Origin of the sequence: Janibacter sp. GXQ6167 (assembly GCF_041365945.1) — a bacterium.
Lineage (GTDB): Bacteria > Actinomycetota > Actinomycetes > Actinomycetales > Dermatophilaceae > JBGFSK01.
Genome location: NZ_JBGFSK010000001.1, coordinates 182,304 through 199,017 on the forward strand (window position 1 = coordinate 182,304; position 16,714 = coordinate 199,017).

Annotated in this window: 13 protein-coding genes; 5 read left to right on the forward strand and 8 right to left on the reverse strand. The window is 69.3% G+C overall.

Annotated features, from left to right (window positions below):
* Nucleotides 1-65 precede the first annotated feature (65 nt).
* Nucleotides 66-1,235, forward strand: coding sequence for an acyl-CoA dehydrogenase family protein (locus tag AB8K43_RS00840; RefSeq protein WP_370890403.1), 1,170 nt, complete (start codon nucleotides 66-68; stop codon nucleotides 1,233-1,235).
* A complete protein-coding gene (gene thpR, locus AB8K43_RS00845; RefSeq protein WP_370890405.1) occupies nucleotides 1,235-1,828 on the forward strand; it encodes an RNA 2',3'-cyclic phosphodiesterase in 594 nt (197 codons plus the stop codon). Before AB8K43_RS00840 ends, thpR begins: the two co-directional genes overlap by 1 nt.
* 28 nt (nucleotides 1,829-1,856) lie before the next feature.
* Here the strand turns inward: thpR and AB8K43_RS00850 are convergent, their stop codons facing one another.
* Nucleotides 1,857-2,441, reverse strand: coding sequence for a TetR/AcrR family transcriptional regulator (locus tag AB8K43_RS00850; RefSeq protein ID WP_370890407.1), 585 nt, complete (start codon nucleotides 2,439-2,441; stop codon nucleotides 1,857-1,859).
* A gap of 40 nt (nucleotides 2,442-2,481) precedes the next feature.
* On the opposite strand from AB8K43_RS00850, the gene AB8K43_RS00855 reads away from it, so the two are divergent.
* Nucleotides 2,482-3,258: an SDR family oxidoreductase gene (locus AB8K43_RS00855; RefSeq protein WP_370890409.1), complete on the forward strand. Its 777-nt coding sequence runs from the start codon at nucleotides 2,482-2,484 to the stop codon at nucleotides 3,256-3,258.
* A 22-nt stretch (nucleotides 3,259-3,280) separates the two neighbouring features.
* Here AB8K43_RS00855 and AB8K43_RS00860 read toward each other — a convergent pair whose 3' ends face one another.
* Entirely contained in the window at nucleotides 3,281-4,240 is a 960-nt protein-coding gene (locus AB8K43_RS00860; protein WP_370890411.1) for a helix-turn-helix transcriptional regulator, read from the reverse strand.
* Between the two features lie 129 nt (nucleotides 4,241-4,369).
* Here AB8K43_RS00860 and AB8K43_RS00865 point away from each other — a divergent pair, with 129 nt between their 5' ends.
* On the forward strand, nucleotides 4,370-4,942 hold the full coding sequence (locus AB8K43_RS00865; protein ID WP_370890413.1) for a DinB family protein: 573 nt from the start codon (nucleotides 4,370-4,372) through the stop codon (nucleotides 4,940-4,942).
* Nucleotides 4,943-5,667: 725 nt separating this feature from the next.
* On the opposite strand, the gene AB8K43_RS00870 is transcribed toward AB8K43_RS00865, so the two are convergent.
* From AB8K43_RS00870 to AB8K43_RS00895, 6 genes are all read right to left on the reverse strand, one after another.
* Nucleotides 5,668-7,047 (reverse strand): DUF4232 domain-containing protein, encoded by a 1,380-nt coding sequence (locus tag AB8K43_RS00870; protein ID WP_370890415.1) that lies wholly within the window; start codon nucleotides 7,045-7,047, stop codon nucleotides 5,668-5,670.
* A 73-nt stretch (nucleotides 7,048-7,120) separates the two neighbouring features.
* The gene (locus tag AB8K43_RS00875) at nucleotides 7,121-9,601 is read right to left on the reverse strand and encodes an ABC transporter permease (protein WP_370890417.1); all 2,481 of its coding nucleotides are present in this window, start codon (nucleotides 9,599-9,601) and stop codon (nucleotides 7,121-7,123) included.
* Nucleotides 9,602-9,607: 6 nt separating this feature from the next.
* Nucleotides 9,608-10,402 carry an ABC transporter ATP-binding protein gene (locus AB8K43_RS00880; RefSeq protein WP_370890419.1) on the reverse strand — a complete coding sequence of 265 codons (795 nt, stop codon included), beginning with the start codon at nucleotides 10,400-10,402 and terminating at the stop codon, nucleotides 9,608-9,610.
* A gap of 201 nt (nucleotides 10,403-10,603) precedes the next feature.
* Nucleotides 10,604-11,323, reverse strand: a complete 720-nt coding sequence (locus tag AB8K43_RS00885; RefSeq protein WP_370890421.1) for a response regulator — start codon at nucleotides 11,321-11,323, stop codon at nucleotides 10,604-10,606.
* Nucleotides 11,320-12,570, reverse strand: coding sequence for a sensor histidine kinase (locus tag AB8K43_RS00890; protein ID WP_370890423.1), 1,251 nt, complete (start codon nucleotides 12,568-12,570; stop codon nucleotides 11,320-11,322). Before AB8K43_RS00890 ends, AB8K43_RS00885 begins: the two co-directional genes overlap by 4 nt.
* Nucleotides 12,571-12,581: 11 nt before the next feature.
* On the reverse strand, nucleotides 12,582-14,975 hold the full coding sequence (locus tag AB8K43_RS00895; RefSeq protein WP_370890424.1) for an HAD-IC family P-type ATPase: 2,394 nt from the start codon (nucleotides 14,973-14,975) through the stop codon (nucleotides 12,582-12,584).
* Nucleotides 14,976-15,070: 95 nt separating this feature from the next.
* On the opposite strand from AB8K43_RS00895, the gene AB8K43_RS00900 reads away from it, so the two are divergent.
* Complete coding sequence (locus tag AB8K43_RS00900) at nucleotides 15,071-16,714, forward strand: FAD-dependent oxidoreductase (RefSeq protein ID WP_370890425.1); 1,644 nt, start codon at nucleotides 15,071-15,073, stop codon at nucleotides 16,712-16,714.

Genomic DNA, 16,714 nt, shown 5'->3' on the forward strand with positions numbered 1-16,714 from the left:
CTTGATGCTCATCCTGGAGGGTGAGCATCGAGGCGTTGCTTAAGCAAAGGCGGGACACTGGGGGGATGAGCCCGGTGCACCCCTTCGCCCTGATTGACCTCGATCACCTCCTCGACGATGAGGAGCGTGCCATCCGCTCGACGGTGCAACAGATCGTCACCGACCACGTCCGACCGCACCTCGCGCAGTGGTTCGAAGCGGGGACGTTGCCGGTGCGCGAGCTGGCCCGCGAGTTCGGGGCGAACGGTCTGCTTGGGATGCACCTGCAGGGCTACGGCTGCGCTGGGACCTCCGCGACCGCGTACGGACTCGCGTGCTTGGAAGTGGAAGCCGCCGACTCCGGGCTGCGTTCGCTTGTCTCGGTCCAAGGTTCGCTCGCGATGTACGCGATCCACCGGTGGGGATCGGAGGAGCAGCGCGAGCAGTGGCTGCCCGGGATGGCGGCCGGCGAGCTCATCGGGTGCTTCGGCCTCACCGAACCGGACTTCGGCTCCGACCCCGGTGGGATGCGCACGCGGGCCCGCCGTGATGGCGACGACTGGATCCTCGACGGCACCAAGATGTGGATCACCAACGCCCCGCTTGCCGATGTCGCCGTGATCTGGGCGCGGGCCGAAGAGGGAATCCGGGGCTTTGTCGTCCCGACCGATACCCCGGGCTTCACCGCCAACGAGGTGACGGGCAAGCTCTCCCTTCGCGCGTCCGCGACCGGCGAGATCGTCTTAGACGGCGTGCGCCTGCCGTCCTCGGCGATGCTCCCCGAAGCGCTCGGGCTCTCCGGTCCGCTCTCGTGCCTCAACGAGGCCCGCTTCGGCATCATCTTCGGCGCGGTCGGCGCCGCGCGCGACAGCATCGAGGTGACGCTCGACTACGTCGAGAACCGCCAGATCTTCGGCAAGCCGCTCGCCGCCTACCAAATCAGCCAGGTCAAGCTGGCCGACATGGTCGTCGAACTCGACAAGGCGATGCTTCTCGCCCTTCATCTGGGGAGGCTGAAGGACGCCGGGCGGTTGCGACCCGAGCAGGTCTCGGTCGGCAAGTTGAACTCCTGCCGTGAGGCGATCGCCATCGCCCGCGAATGCCGAACCCTCCTCGGCGCCAACGGCGTCACGCTCGAGTACTCCCCGATGCGCCACGCCAACAACCTCGAGTCGGTCCTCACCTACGAGGGCACCTCCGAGGTCCACCAACTGATCATCGGCCAGAGCCTGACGGGGCACTCGGCCTTTCGCTGATGGGACGCCGGAAGGGGGATCGCGCTCGCCTCTTCGTCGCGATCGATCTGCCCGACGAGGTGCGCGAAGACCTCGGTGAGTTCCTCGATCCGCGTCGGGAAGCGGCGCCCTTCCCCTTCATCGCCTCTGAGCAGTGGCATCTGACGCTCGCCTTCATGGCCGCCGTCGATGAGGTCGCGCAGGATGCCTTAGAGGATGGGCTGGCGTCGGTGGCGCGGCGGCACGCCCCCTTCATCGCGCAGCTTGGAGGGGCCGGCTCCTTCCCCGATCCGACCCGCGCCCGGGTGCTGTGGTTGGCAATGGCGCGCGGCGACGATCAGGTGCGCCGGCTCGGAGCTGCGGTCCGGACGACGGCGGTCCACGCAGGTGCCGAGGTCGACGGGCGTGAACTCATCCCTCATCTGAGCCTCGCGCGGCTCCGGCGTCCGATCGAGGCGACCCGATGGCTCCGCGTCCTCGACACCTGGACAAGCGCGGCCTTCGAGGTCGGCTCCTTCGTCCTGATCCAATCGCACCTCGGCGCCGGTGCGCGCTCACGCCCGCGGTACGACGAGGTCGCCCGCTACCCCCTTCAGCGGCCCTCGGCGGGGTGAGCCGACCGAACTGCTCGCTCGATCGGCGTTACTGCTGGTGAAGGGCGTCGAGGGCGCGCGTGCAGTGACCGACGAGATCGTCGAGATCGGGCCTGGACGACGCCGCCGACCAGCTGAGCGCCCGGGCCTCGACGTAAGCCCACCAGGCGGTGGTGATGTCGCGATCGAGATCTGGCCGGGCGGCTAAGACGCGGTCGGTGAGGGTCTGCCAGATCGCCGCGTGGACGTCAGCCGACTCGGCATCGACGCCGCCGAATCCGCGGATGAATCCGAGGTACGCGTCGCGGCGACGCTCGACCTGCGCGATGAACCCGGTCACCATCTGGGCGATCTGTGTCCTGGGCTCGGCGTCGGGGTCGGGCTCGGTGTTGTGGAGCAGGCGCTCCCCGGCGGCCTCGACGAGCGCGCTGAAATAGGCGCGCTTGCTCGGGAAGTAGTGGAAGAGCAGCCCGCGCGAGATGCCCGCCTCGGCGGCGATTTCGTCCAGGGCGATCGCGTGGGCGGGCTTGCGGGTCAGGGCCGCGAGCCCCAGGCCGATCAGTTGACGCCGACGGTCCTCACGGCTGAGTCGCTCGCGTGGAGCGGGGCGACGGGAGGGCGAGGGGACGGGCACACTATTGATCGTTGCTCAATAAGGCCGTACCGTCAACATCATGACTGAAGGTACCGCCACCAAGGGCGCGATCATCATCACCGGCGCGAGTTCCGGCCTCGGTGAAGAGATGGCCCGCCAGTTCGCCGCGCTCGGTTACGACCTCGGCCTCGCGGCCCGCCGCACGCAGCGCATCGATGGGCTCGCCGACGAGATCCACGCTGCCCACCCCACCTGCCGGATCGAGACTGCTGCGCTCGATGTCACCGATGACGACGCGGTCTTTGCGGTCTTCGCCGATTTTGCCCAGCGCTTCGGCACGATCGAGCGGGTCATCGTCAACGCCGGGCTGGGGAAGGGGGCCCCGATCGGTGTCGGCAGCCACCACGCCAACCGCGAGACCGCCCAGACAAACTTCCTCGGCGCGCTCGCCCAGGCCGAGGCGGCGATGGAGATCTTCCGGCGCCAAAAGCGCGGTCACCTCGTGATGATCTCCTCGATGTCGGCGCTGCGCGGGATGCCGAAGACCATGACCGTCTACGCCGCGACGAAGGCGGGGGTTGCCTCGCTGGCGGAGGGCATTCGCTCGGAGATGCTCGGTAAGCCGGACCTGAAGATCGATGTCTCGGTGATCTACCCGGGTTACATCCGCTCGGAGATGAACGAGAAGGTCTCGCAGAAGACAAAGTTCATGGTCGATACCGAGACCGGCGTGCGGGCGATGGTGGCGGCGATCGAGGCCCGCAAGGTCAAGGCCTATGTCCCGGCGAAGCCGTGGGTCGCGATCGCGGGTGCGATGAAGGTGCTCCCTCTCTCGATGGTCCGCAAGCTCACCTGAGGTTCTTCTCCCGCCGCAGACCTCACGAGCGGGCGAAGTGGGTGAACTGCTGGCCCATCGCGGCGAGCGCTTCGCGCACTTCGGGCGGGTCGATGATTGTCAGATCGGCGTCGAGATCACGCGCGATCCACGCCAGGTGCCACGCGAGGTGATGGGCGTCGTCGGCGCCTGCGATCAGTTGGGCCTGCCTGTCACCGAGCGCGGTGACCTCGCCGATCGTTGCGGGGACGCGCTGGCGCAGCGCCTCGGCGCTCGCCGTGTAATGCGCCGTCGCCACCACCCCATACCCGCCGCGACTCATGGCTTGGCGCACCTGGGCGACCGGGTCCGGGGTGGGACGCGCTGCGAAGGTGAGGGTCGAGGCACGCGCCGCGGCCATCCGGTCCACTCGGAAGGTGCGCCAATCACTGCGCCCCAGATCCCAGGCGAAGAGGTACCACCGCCGACCGGTCGTCACCAGCCGATAGGGCTCGCAGTCACGTACCGATCGCTGTGCGTCACGTGCCTCGTAGTCAAAACGCAGGCGCACGCCATCACGGATGGCGCGGGCCGCAGTGAGGAGCGTGCCGTGGTCCAGGGCCGTCCCGGGCTGGGGGAGGGTGGCGGTCGCAAGGTCGAGCGCGCGGACCTCCGCCGCCAACCGAACCGGGAGCACCTGATCGAGTTTGGTGAGGGCGCGAAGAGCCGACTCGCCGACCGCTTCATCACTGGCCGCGGCGATCCGAAGGGCGATCGCGGCGGCCACGGCCTCATCGTCATCAAGGACCAAGGGGGGCAGGCGTCTCCCCCTCCCGAGCCGGTAGCCGCCGCCGGGACCATGCGCAGCGTGGACCGGGTAGCCAAGGTCTCGCAGGCGATCGATATCGCGGCGGACGGTTCGCGCGGTGACGTCGAGCCGCTCGGCAAGATCCGGTCCGGTCCAGACCGATCGCGCCTCGAGCAGGCTCAATAGCCGCAGGATGCGGTGGGTCGTCTCGGCCATGAGGCTCCCTTCGGTGGCTCTTCCAGGATCGCAGCTAGATGCGGACAGAAATAGTCCTCTTCTCCCGCGAGGGTGGCGATTGAAGGGGGCAGCCCGCCCCGATCCTCACCCCAGCAAAGGAAGTGGCCGATGTACCTGCCCGCGATTCACGACGAGAACCAGACCTACGCCGGCTATATCGCGCAGCAATTGGAGGCGCTGCGCGCGAGCGCCCTTGGTCTCACCGACGAACAGGCGCGCTCGACCCCGTGCCGCAGCGCCTTGTCGATTGGGGGGATCCTCAAGCACGTCACCCATGTCCTCGCCGGTGAGGTGCCAGAGGCCGCCGATCCGGGAGCGCCGATCGACCCGGTCGACGCCTTCTACGCCAGCTTCGTCATGCGGCCGGATGAGTCGCTCACCGAGGTGCTCGCTCGGTTCGACGCCATGACCGCGGCGGTCGCCGACCGGTTCTCCGGCGATGTTGACCCGGACGAAGAGGTCGTCCAACCGCCCGCTCCCTGGTACGGGATCACCGAGGAGTCCACGGTGCGGCGCCGCTATCAACTCATGCATATCGTCGAGGAGTTGTCCCGGCACGCTGGCCACGCCGACATCATCCGCGAGCAGATCGACGGCGCGCTCGCGCCCGCTCTCGTCGCCACCGTACTCGGCCTGCCGGCGAACCCCTTCGTCACGCCGTGGACACCGAGCGCCACCTGACCTGAATTAACGCCGCGTGCGCTTGGCTGGACTCATGGGCATCGACTCCCGGGAGCATTCGAGGCGTCGACCGACCGGTCCGGGAACCCGTGGGCCTGAGCGCGGCCGACCCGCTCCAGAGGGCCGACGCCAACCCCGGCGGACACTTTTGTCTCGACAAGGACCTGCCCGTCGACGGTCCGTGGAGCAGTTGACCGGGAGGATAGCCGCGTGAACCTCTTCTTCGGATACCTCGCCGTCGTCATCCCGCTCATCACGATGGCGGTAGCGGCGCTGTGGCCACCCCGCTGGTGGCAGGTAGCACTCCTGGTGAGTGGGCCGGTGCTCACTGGCCTTGCAGTGCTCGAGGTCGCCGGTCTCCAATACCTCGGCTGGATCGCGGACTTCGGGATCCCGTACGCGTACCTCATCGTCCTACCCCTCATCCCCTGGCGGCGGACCTGGGCGCGGGGTGGCCATACCGCTCACCGTCATCGCCGTCGTCGGTGTTCTCGTCGGGCTGGCCAGGTTCGAGGTGTCCGTCGTCTTCTACCTCGCCATGCCGTTTGTGGCGGCGGTCGGGGGACTGGTCCTTTGCGAGGTGTCCCGACGAGACCGGCGGCGAGCCACCAGTCACCCAGAGCCCGTCGCCTAGGGGCCCGTCACGGTCAGGTTACAGCGCCGTTTCGCGGTGGTTGGGTCCTGATCCCTGGGGTCTGGCTCTTAGAGTGCGCGATCTCGGGAGGTCAGCGGGCCGAACTGCGCTCCTTGTTGGCGGGCGCTTCGATCCACGGACTCATCCGCAGCGACGTCGTCGGGTCGATATCGAAGAAGCCGCCGCTCAAATCGATCGGGACGGACTCGTCGAGCAGGTCCAAGGCAGCGCGTTGCGATGGGGCGGCGCCGACCCCCGTACCGCGCCAGCCGAGTTCCACGGAGGCGGAGTCACCCGGCCCGATGGTGATCCGTCGCTCGGAGACCGGTGTCCCCGAGGCGTCGGTCACGACGGCTTCGGTCTTCGCGATCACGCTCACTCCGTCATCAGTAACGACGAGCCGCGGACGGTCCCGAAGCCAACAGTCGCGCTCGGTCGCGTTCTGGACGGTCACGGCCACGGCGCGCCACCCGGTAGCGGCGTCCCAGCCGTGCGCGATGGCGCGAAGGTCGGCCGCCCGGCACGCAGCGACCACCTCGGGGCCAGAGCGCTCGCCGACTCGGGAATCGGATGCGGTGGTCCTCGGCTCCCCTTCCCCGGTAGACGTCGCCCCGGTCGGGGGGTCACTCGGGGCGATGAGGGCCATGCGTTCGGGATTGGCAGGGCCCGGGCCATAGGGGTCGAGGATGTCGTGGACGACATCGCGGGCCTGGTACCGCTCGACCGCGGTGACGCTGACGAGCCCGTAACTGAGGCCAGCGATCCCGACCAGGGCGCCGAGGGAGAGCGCCACCGGAACCGTGCGGCGGTCGCAGCGTTCGCTCCACACTCTGCCCCACAGGGCCGCAGTGACCGCCGCGGCGACGACGAAGACGACGGTCGCAAGGTAGGCGCCGGCGATGCTCGTCCGGTCGGTGCGGGCGAGGACATAGGGGACGATCGCGACCGTCGCGACGGCGACCGTCGCGATCACGGTGGCGCGTACGGCGATGAGGCGTTGTCCGGTCCCCGGGGTCGCTCGATCCTCGATCCACCCCAACGCGACGATCAGAGCCACCCACCAGGCGGCGAGTCCCGCGACGAAGGCCGGACCACCGAAAGCCCGCGCGACGATGAGGAGGGGGATCGCGAGAGAGACCCCAGCGGCGGTGGTGCCCATCACGGCGATCAGATAGCCACGAAGCGGCCGAGGTGATGCGCCTGGGCGCCGCGGCCCCTTCGGACGGCGCACCACGTACCAGAGGACGGAGCCGATCAGCAGGGCGAGAAGGGCGGACATCGCCCACCACATGAGCGTGAGTCGCTCGCGCATCTCGCCCGGCTCGCAGACGTTGGCGAGTCGAGCGGGACAGGAGTCTCCAACGGCGGGCCACCACCGGGAGGCCAGCAGACCGACCGCTCCCATCGCCGCGATGGTGGCGACGATCTGAGCGCGCGGACCCCAAGTGGCCAGAGGGGTCCGCGCGCTCACAAGAGGACACGATGGCGGCTCGACCTGAAGATCACCTGCACATCGCGTGCGAAGGGGGTTAGCGCTCGCCCCCTTAATCCGCGGCGAGCGCCTGGGCCGGAGCGACCCGGGTGGCCCGTCGCGCCGGCAACACCGAGGCGAGAACCGCCGCCGTGATCGCGACGAGGGCCACCCCGCCGATGATCGTCCACGGGATCGTGAGCTGGGTATCGAGGGCCGATCCCAAGGCGGAGCGGGTGCCGGCCCAGCCATACGCGACGCCAAGCGCGCTTCCGACGACCACCCCGACGGCGGCGAGGACGGCCGCTTCAATGGCGAGCATGCCGCGCAGCTGACCGCGGGTCGTCCCGAGGGCCCGCAGCAGGGCGGACTCTTGGGTACGTTCGATCACCGACAGCGAGAGGGTGTTAGCGATCCCCACGAGTGCGATCAGGACCGAGATCCCGAGCAGCCCGAGGACCACGTAGAGCACGATGTCGAGGGCTTCGGTCAGCTGGGCCCGCTCCGATGCCGATCCGCCGATGGTGATCGAGGGGACATCGGCCGTCGCGGTGGAGATCCGGTCGAGCACCGCCTGACCGTCGGCCCCGTCGGCCAGGCGAATAATCACCCCGCGCGTGTCGGGCTGCGGCGTCATGGCCCTGAGGTCGGACTCGGTGACCGAGAGCGGGTAGCCAAGGGCGTCGGAGATCGACACCTTCACCGTGCGCGCGCCCGTCGGTCCCTGCAGCGCGAGGGTGTCGCCGTTGGTGACCCCCGCCTCCGCGGCAGCCTCGGAGGAGACGAGCGCGACACCGTCACGAAGGCTGCTCACCAGCGCCGGGTTGCGCAGCGCGGAGCGGGCGTCAGCGCCGATCCCGACGACCACCTGACCCCCTTCGCCGTCGACCTTCACCTCGGCTCCGGGAATGGGGGCGAGGACACCGACGCCATCCACGTCACGCAATTGCTGCACGGTCCGCTCACTCAGCGGGCCAGCGGTGCTCGCGATCGAGGCGTCGATCGAGAGGTGCTGGTCGAGCGCCGCATCGACCGACGACTGAGCCGAGCGCGCGGCGACCGCGGTCATGGTGACGAGGGTGATCCCGACGAGCAGGGCCGAGGCGGTCGCGGCGGCTCGACGCGGGTTGGCGACCGCATTGCCGAGGGCGAGGCGCCCCGGGGTGCCGAAGAGGCGCGCCGGGACGATGCCGACGACCCGAGCGACCGCGGGGACGAGGATCGTGCCGATCAGCATGACGCCGAGGAAGGACAACAGGCCTCCAGCCATGCCGATGACCAGCCCGCTTCCTTGCATGCCGAGCACGAGCGCGCCTCCACCGATCGCGATGAGGGCGGCTCCGGCGAGCAGTTTCATCCGACCGGCGGTCCGGGAGTCCCGCCCGGGGGCGGGGCGCAGGGCGGCGAGGGGGGCGACCGCTGACGCACGCCGGACCGGTCGCAGCGCCGCGAGGATCACGACCACGATGCCAACGACGAGCGGGATCAGGATGTCCCGCGGCGTGACCGAGAAGACCATCTCGCCGATCGCACTGCCGAGGAAACCGCTCGACACGCGGGTGAGGACCCAACCGAGCCCAACCCCGGCGAGGGTTCCGAGTGCGGTGAAGACCGCCCCGGTGAGCAGGGCCTCCAGCAGGGCCGATCGAGTCACCTGGCTCTTCGTCGCGCCGACGGCTCGGAGCAGGGCGGTCTCGCGGGTGCGGCGGGCAAGCAGGATGGAGAAGGTGTTGGCGATGACGATGGCCGCGACGAAGAGGGCGATCGCCGCGAACCCGCTCAGCACCCCCGTGAGCGCAGAGGTTCCGCGCGCGAGGTCGTCGATCTCGGCGTCGGCCTGCGCGGTCCCAGTCCGCACCGTCGCCCCCTTCGGCAAGGTGTCGCTGAGGGCGGTCCGGACGGCAGCGGTCACCGTCTCGGCGTCGCTGCCGGGTGTGGCGGTGATGGCCAACTGAGTCCAGCCGGTCAGATCGGTGAGCTTGGTGACCGCTGACGGGGTGGCGAAGAGGGTAGCGCTGCCCGCGTAGCGGGAGTCGTCGCTCGTGTCGATCAAGCCGACGACGCGCAACGACGCGGAGTTGGTCTGCCCGTCGCTGCCATATGCCGTCACCGGCAGGTCCGTCCCGAGGCGGATCCGGTTGGCCGTCGCCCAGGTGGTGGGGATGGCGATTTCGTCGGTCGCCGCGGGCAGACGCCCTTCGGCCGCCGTCGACGCCGCGCCCAGGATCGGCGCCGTGGTGAGGGTCGCGAACTCCTCGCCGCGACGGGTGGCGATCATCGCGGTGCCAGCGCGGGTGGCCTCCACCTGGTCCACACCGGTCGTCCCACGCGCGGCGGCGAGGGAGGTCGCCGGCAGATGGTCACCCAGGCTGGGGCGCACGACGGTGGCGAAAGGGGCGTACTGGCCGGCGACCTGCTGGCGGAGGGTATCGGTCAGGCTCGAACCGAGCGTGAGGGTTGCGGCGACGAAGGCGACACCGAGGATGATCGCGAGGCCCGGTGCGATCAGTCGGCGCGCCTGGGTGCGAAGCGAAGCGAAGGTGAGCTGCAGCATCGGTGCTCAGGCCCCCAAGCGCTTCGTCGCGTCGAGGACCGAGTCCTCGGTCGGGTTGCGCAGTTCGTCGGTGATCCGGCCGTCGGCGAGGAGCACCACCCGGTCGGCATAGGACGCCGCGCGCGGATCGTGGGTCACCATCACGATCGTCTGGCCGAGCTCGTGCACGCTGCGGCGCAAGAAGGTCAGCAGTTCGGTCGAGGTGCGCGAGTCCAAGGCGCCGGTCGGTTCGTCGGCGAAGAGGACATCCGGGTGCGTCATCAGCGCGCGCGCCATCGCCACGCGCTGCTGCTGGCCGCCGGAGAGCTCGCTCGGGCGATGACCCAGGCGGTCGGCGATCCCGAGGATGTCGGTCAGTTGGGTGAACCACGCCCGGTCGGTGCGCTTCCCGGCGAGGGAGAGGGGGAGCAGGATGTTTTGCTCGGCGGTGAGGGTCGGCAGGAGGTTAAACGACTGGAAGACGAAGCCGATCCGCTCGCGGCGCAGGATCGTCAGCTGCTTGTCGGTGAGGCGGGTGGTCTCGGTCTCGCCGAGGAAGACTTGGCCGCTCGTCGCGTCCTCGAGCCCGGCGAGGAGGTGCATGAGGGTGGACTTCCCCGAACCGCTCGGGCCCATGATCGCGGTGAGTTCCCCGGCAGCGAGGTCGAGGGTGACGTGGTCCAAGGCGGTGACGGCGGACTCTCCGCGGCCAAAGACCTTGGTGAGGTCCACCGCGCGCGCCGCGGGCGGTGGCGGGGTGGGTGGGGTGTCGAGCAGAGCTGAGGTCGTGGCGTCGATCGCTTGAGCGGCAGTGAAGTTCATGCCATCAACGATGCGCCGAGACCCCCTTCGGCCACATCGGCCTACGGTCGGGACCTGCGGCGGCGGCCCGTACGACCAGGGTCGTACGAGCGGCCGCGGGCCACCGACCATCGGGTGATGACAGCTTGCGTCATGCCATCGGTCCGAGCGATGCGGACGAGATTCGCCTGGGGGTGGTTCGGGCCGGGATGTGGCCCAGGTTCAGCCGCGCTCTACCTGGACGAGCCCCGTCTCGTACGCCAACAGCACCATCTGGACGCGATCGCGCAGGTCGAGCTTGTGCAAGATGCGTCCGATGTGAGTCTTGACGGTGGCCTCGGCGAGATAGAACTCCGAGGAGATTTCGGCGTTCGTGAGGCCCCGAGCGACCGCCGTCAGGATCTCCACCTCGCGCGGGGTGAGAGCGGCCAGCCGGGGATGATCCGCGCCCGTGGTCACCGAGGGAGTTTCGCTGCTCTCCGCGGTCTCGGGGAGGTGCTCGGCGAAGCGTTCGACGAGGCGTCGGGTCGTACTGGGGGCGATGACCGAGTCGCCGCGGTGGACTGCCCGGATCGCCGCGAGCAACTCGGCCGGTCCCGCGTCTTTGAGGAGGAACCCGGAGGCGCCGGCGCGCAGCGCGGCATACGCGTACTCGTCGAGGTCGAAGGTCGTGAGGACCACGACGCGCGGTGTACCCCCTTCGGCGAGCCGTCCAGCCGCCGCGCGCTCGCCGATCGCTTGCGTCGCGCGCACCCCGTCCATGCGCGGCATCCGGATATCCATCAGCACGACATCGGCGGCCGTCGTCTCCAGCACCTCGAGCGCTTGCTGCCCATCGCTGGCCTCCCCGACGACACTCATGTCCTCTTGGGCGTCGATCACCATCGTGAAGCCCGCGCGGACCAGTTCCTGGTCATCGACGAGCACGATTCGGGTCGTCATGTCTGGCTCCTTGAGCGAAGGGGGAGAAGGGCGTGCACGCGCCAGCCGCCGTGGACCTCGTCGGGACCGGCGCTGACCTCGCCGCCGACGCTTTGAGCCCGCTCGCGCATCCCGATGAGGCCATGACCGTCGCCATCATCGGTGGTGGCACCGCGCCCGGTGTCGGTGACGCGGACATCGAGATCCGCAGGCCCCCGCGTCACGACGACGGCCGCGCTGGCATAGGGGCCGGCGTGCTTAATCACATTGGTGAGCGACTCTTGGACGATCCGGTAGGCGGCGAGGCCGGTCTCGCGGGGGACTTCGGTGAGGTCATCGGGCATCGTCAGCGTGATGTCGCGCCCAGAGTCGTGAAGGCGTTCGACGAGGGCCGGTAGGTCGGAGAGCGCCTCGGTCGGAGCGTAGATCGGCGTGAGGGCACCGTCACCACCCTCCGCCTGCCCCGTTTCGCGCAGGACGCCCACCAGGCGTCGGGTCTCGGCGAGGGCTTCGCGAGCGGTGCTTCCGATGGTCGTAAGCGCCTGCGCCGCCTGCTCGCGTTTCCAGGTGCCTGCGTGCTCCGCGGCGTAGGCGGCGCCATCGGCCTGAACAACGACGACCGAGAGGGAGTGCGCGACGACATCGTGCATCTCGCGGGCGATGCGGGTGCGTTCATCGGCGGCAGCGATCCGTGCCCGCTGGTCTCGGTCGCGCCGCAGGGCCGCGTTTTGCTCCGCGAGGCCATCGATCAACTGGGCCCGCCGCCGGGCGAGTTCGCCGCCGAGCCAGGCGATGAGGTTGACGCCCGAGAGGAGGAAGGCCGCGACGACGATCGAGGGGATGAAGATCTCGCCATCGGGCGCCATTGACCACCGCACGGAGGCGATCAGCCCGGATGCGGCCGAGACGGCCAGCGATGCCCACCGCCAGCCGACTGGCTGGATATACCGGGCGGCGGCGTAGGCAGCGAAGGGCGCAGCAAGGTTCGCCGGGATCACGCTGTCGTAGATCGCGACCTGGGCGAGGCAAGCGGCGGTGAAGACCACGAAGGCAAGGACCGGGTGAGAGCGGCGCCACCACTGCGAGAGCACCTGCACCTGGGCCAAGGCGATCAAGGCAACGGCGGCGATCCCGGTCGTGCTGGTCCCGCCGATGATCGTGGTCGCCCCTCCGAAGAACCACAGGCCGAAGGTCACCGCGGCGTCGACCAGTCGGGGGTGCCGGGCGAACCAAGAAGGCCGCGGCAGATCGGCGTGCCGGGAGTCCACGGGCCAAGAGCCTAGGCCGAGGGCACGCCCTCTGGATCCCGCAACGGCTCGAAGGCCTCCGGTAACCACCGGCGCCAGATGATCTCGCAGAGGACGATCCCCAGGCCGGCGATCCCCGCCGCGACGCCAAGAGCGATCGGGCTTTTCACATCGAGGCTGAAAAAGCGCGCCAGCGGGGGCACGGTGAACATCACGACATAGGCGGCGGCGCTCGCGCCGATCAGGGCGTGCTTCCACGCCGTATCGGGGCGGGTGACCCGCAGGAGCACCCAGAGAGCGATCACGATCACCACGATGAGCACGGCGGTCGAGATCTGCTCGGGGGTGCTCGACGCGTCGTGCCGGTACAGCAGCCGGTAGGTAAGGAAGGCCGCCAGCCCGATCACCACGCCCCCGGGCGCGGACCGCTGGATCACCCGGCGGGTGAAGCCGCTGCGGGCGCGCTCCTGATTTGGGGCGAGCGAGAGGATGAAGGCAGGGATCCCGATCGTGAACCAGGCGGTGATTGTCACGTGGATCGGGACGAAGGGGAAGGGCATCGCGAACAGGCCGACGAGCAGTGCCAAGACGACCGAGTAGGTCGTCTTGGTGAGGAAGAGCGTGGCAACCCGCTCGATATTGCCGATCACTCGTCGCCCCTCGGCTACCGCGGCGGGAAGGGAGGAAAAGCGGTTGTCGAGCAGCACGATTTGCGCGGCCGAGCGGCTAGCGTCCGAACCCGAACCCATCGCGACGCCGATGTCAGCGTCCTTCAAGGCGAGCACATCATTGACCCCGTCCCCGGTCATCGCGACAATGCGGCCGCTGCGCTGAAGGGCATCGACCATCTCGCGCTTTTGTTGCGGGGTGACCCGCCCGTACACCGCGTGCCGATCGAGGATCGCGGCGAGCTCGTCCGGGTCGTCTGGGAGGGACCGGGCGTCGATCGCCTGATCGGGCCCGCCTGCCACCCCGACCGATGCGGCGACCGCGCCGACGGACGCCGCGTTATCGCCGGAGATCACCCGCACATCCACCCCTTCGCGGGTGAAGTAGGCGATCGTCTCGCTCGCGTCCGGGCGCAGCCGCTGGCGCAGGACGACCAGTCCGATCGGGTGGATCGCGGCGAGCACATCGGGATCGTCCACTCCCTGATCCGTCTCGGCCACCATCAGTACGCGCAGGCCCTGAGCCCCGATCTCTTGGGCGGTGAGCCGCAAGGGATCCTTCGCTTCGGCCAGGACGTCCGGCGCGCCGAGGAGGATGCTGCCGTGCTCGGCGAACGTGGCCCCGGACCATTTCGTCGCCGACGAGAAGGGGGCCGTCGCGCTCACCTCCCAGCGGTGTTCGGGCGGCCCCACGAGATCGGCGATGGCTTGGTTGGTGTCATTGGGGTGCGGGTCGGTCGCGAGCAGTTGTGCGAGCCGGTCGCGGATCGCCCCCTCGTCGGGGCCACCCGGGGCGCTCTTGACCTCGGTGGCGGTCATTCCCCCTTCGGTCAAGGTGCCGGTCTTATCGACGCAGACCGTATCGACTCGCGCGAGGGTCTCGATCGCGGGAAGCTCTTGGACGAGGCACTGCCGCTTGCCAAGGCGGATCACCCCGACCGCGAACGCCACCGAGGTCATCAGGACCAGGCCCTCGGGGATCATCGGGACGAGCGCGGCGACCATGCCGAGGAGGGCGTCGCGGCCGGACGCGCGAACCTCGCGGAGTTGGATCCAGATCGTCATGATCCCGACCGGGATGATGATCCAGGTGACGTACTTCAAGATCGTGTCGATCCCGCGCCGGAGCTCGGAGTCGACGAGGGTGAAGCGGCTCGCCTCGGCGGTCAACTGGGCGGCGTAGGCGTCCGCCCCGACCTTGGTCGCGCGGTAGACCCCGGACCCGACCGTGACGTGGCTGCCGGAGAGCACCTGCTCGCCCACCGTCTTCGCGACGGGGTCGGCTTCGCCGGTGAGGAGAGACTCGTCGAGGACGAGATGGTTCTGCTCGACGACCTCGCCATCGACCACGATCTGATCGCCGGACCCGACCTCGATGAGGTCTCCGAGGACGATCTGGTCTTGCGCGATCTGGGTAGAGCGTCCATCGCGGCGCACGGTCGGGTGGGCGGCGCCGATGACGCTCAGCCGGTCGAGCGTGCGTTTGGCTCGTACTTCCTGCACGATCCCGACCACGCTGTTGGCGATGATCAGCAGCGCGAAGAGGCCCTGTTTCAGTTGCCCGGTGATCAGGACCAGGCCGAAGAGGACGGCGAGGATCGCGTTGATCCGGGTGAAGACGTTGTCCCGCACAATCTGCGAGACCGTGCGCCCGGCGGGAGGGGGCTGGGTGTTGGTCTGACCGGCCGCGGTCCGTTCGGCGACCTCGGCACTGGTGAGGCCGCCTGCCGGTGTTACCGGAGCCGCGCGATTGGTCACCCTCGGCAGTCTAGGAGCCGTCGGACCGGTCGACCGGCGCGGAGCGTTCGTATGGCGATTCGTCTAGTGATACCCCTGGGGGTATTCTTGTCGGCATGAACGAGTACTCGCGTGAGGTCGTGATCGTCGGTGGGGTGGCCGGTGGGATGTCTGCCGCGACCCGGCTACGGCGACTCGATGAAAACGCCCGGATCACCGTGATCGAACGCAGCGGCCATGTGTCCTTCGCCAACTGTGGGTTGCCGTACCACGTCGGCGGTGTCATCGCCGAGCGCGAGGACCTACTGCTGCAGACTCCGACGTCTCTCGCCGCGCGATTCGGCATCGATGTCCTGGTCCGGCACGACGTTACCGACATCGACCGGGACCATCAGGTCGTCGTCGTACGCGACCTCGACTCCGGCGCGCAACGCTCCCTTCGCTATGACGCGCTAGTCCTCAGCCCAGGTGCCACCCCGGTGCGCCCCCCGATCCCTGGGGTGGAGCGCGCCCTCAGCCTGCGCGATGTCGAAGACATGGACGCGATGATCGCGGCGGCGGGGGGAGCGACGACCGCGACGGTCATCGGCGGCGGGTTCATTGGCGTTGAACTCGCGGAGAACCTCACCCACGCCGGCCTGGCCGTGACCCTGGTCGAGGCCACCACCCAGGTCATGGCGCCCCTTGACCCCGAAATGGTCGCGCCGGTCCACGATCGGTTGCGCGACAAGGGGGTTGCGCTGCACCTCGCGAGCACCGTTACCGCGATCGGGCCGAAGGACGTGTCGATTGACACTGAGTCCGGGAGCGAGCTCGTCGGTGCCGACCTGGTGATCCTCGCCATCGGCGTGCGTCCCGAAACCGCGCTCGCCGAGCGCGCTGGCCTCGAGGTCGGGGAGCGCGGCGGCATCGTGGTCGATGACGCCATGCGGACCAGCGATCCGGCGATCTATGCCGTCGGGGATGCCGTCCAAAAGGCCGACGCCGTGAGCGGCGAGCAGACCCTGGTGCCGCTCGCCGGACCGGCGAACTGGCAGGGTCGACATGTCGCTGATGTGATCGCCGGGCGCGAGGTCCCGAAGCGGCCGGTCCTCGGCACCGCGATCGTCGGGGTCTTCGGGCTGCAAGTGGCGGCAACCGGCTGGTCCGAGAAGAGGTTGCGCGCTGCCGGCCGCGCCTACCGCGCGATCCACACCCACCCGGTGAGCCATGCGGGGTACTACCCCGGGGCGCAGCCGATGGCGCTGAAGCTCCTTGTCGACCCAGAGTCCGACGCCATCCTCGGTGCCCAGGGCGTCGGCGAAGAGGGCATCGATAAGCGCATCGACGTGATCGCGACCGCCATGGCCGGAGGCCTCACCGCGAGCGAACTGGCCGACCTTGAACTGTCCTACGCACCGCAATTCGGCTCGGCGAAGGACCCGGTCAATCTCCTCGGGTACGTGGCGGCCAATCTCGCCGACGGTGATGTCGAGACGATCCAGTGGCATGAGCTCGACGAGGCGCGGCGCGCGGGCGCCCAGGTGCTCGATGTCCGCTCCGTGAGCGAGCACGCCGGCGACGCGATTGACGGGTCGGTCAATATCCCGCTCGACGATCTGCGTGAGCGGATCGCCGAGGTCCCGTCGGGACCGCTCATCGTCCACTGCGCGGTCGGTCTGCGCGGTTACCTCGCCGCGCGCATCCTCGCCCAGCACGGCCGCTCGGCGCGGAACCTCGACGGCGGTCTGAAGACCTACCGCGCCGGAACCGCCCGCTAA

Coding starts and splice junctions, on each gene's coding strand:
- AB8K43_RS00875 (WP_370890417.1), bottom strand. CDS start 9,601: ATGCTGCAGCTCACCTTCGCTTCGCTTCGCACCCAGGCGCGCCGACTG.
- AB8K43_RS00900 (WP_370890425.1), top strand. CDS start 15,071: ATGAACGAGTACTCGCGTGAGGTCGTGATCGTCGGTGGGGTGGCCGGT.
- thpR (WP_370890405.1), top strand. CDS start 1,235: ATGGGACGCCGGAAGGGGGATCGCGCTCGCCTCTTCGTCGCGATCGAT.
- AB8K43_RS00855 (WP_370890409.1), top strand. CDS start 2,482: ATGACTGAAGGTACCGCCACCAAGGGCGCGATCATCATCACCGGCGCG.
- AB8K43_RS00860 (WP_370890411.1), bottom strand. CDS start 4,240: ATGGCCGAGACGACCCACCGCATCCTGCGGCTATTGAGCCTGCTCGAG.
- AB8K43_RS00885 (WP_370890421.1), bottom strand. CDS start 11,323: ATGACGACCCGAATCGTGCTCGTCGATGACCAGGAACTGGTCCGCGCG.
- AB8K43_RS00880 (WP_370890419.1), bottom strand. CDS start 10,402: ATGAACTTCACTGCCGCTCAAGCGATCGACGCCACGACCTCAGCTCTG.
- AB8K43_RS00840 (WP_370890403.1), top strand. CDS start 66: ATGAGCCCGGTGCACCCCTTCGCCCTGATTGACCTCGATCACCTCCTC.
- AB8K43_RS00865 (WP_370890413.1), top strand. CDS start 4,370: ATGTACCTGCCCGCGATTCACGACGAGAACCAGACCTACGCCGGCTAT.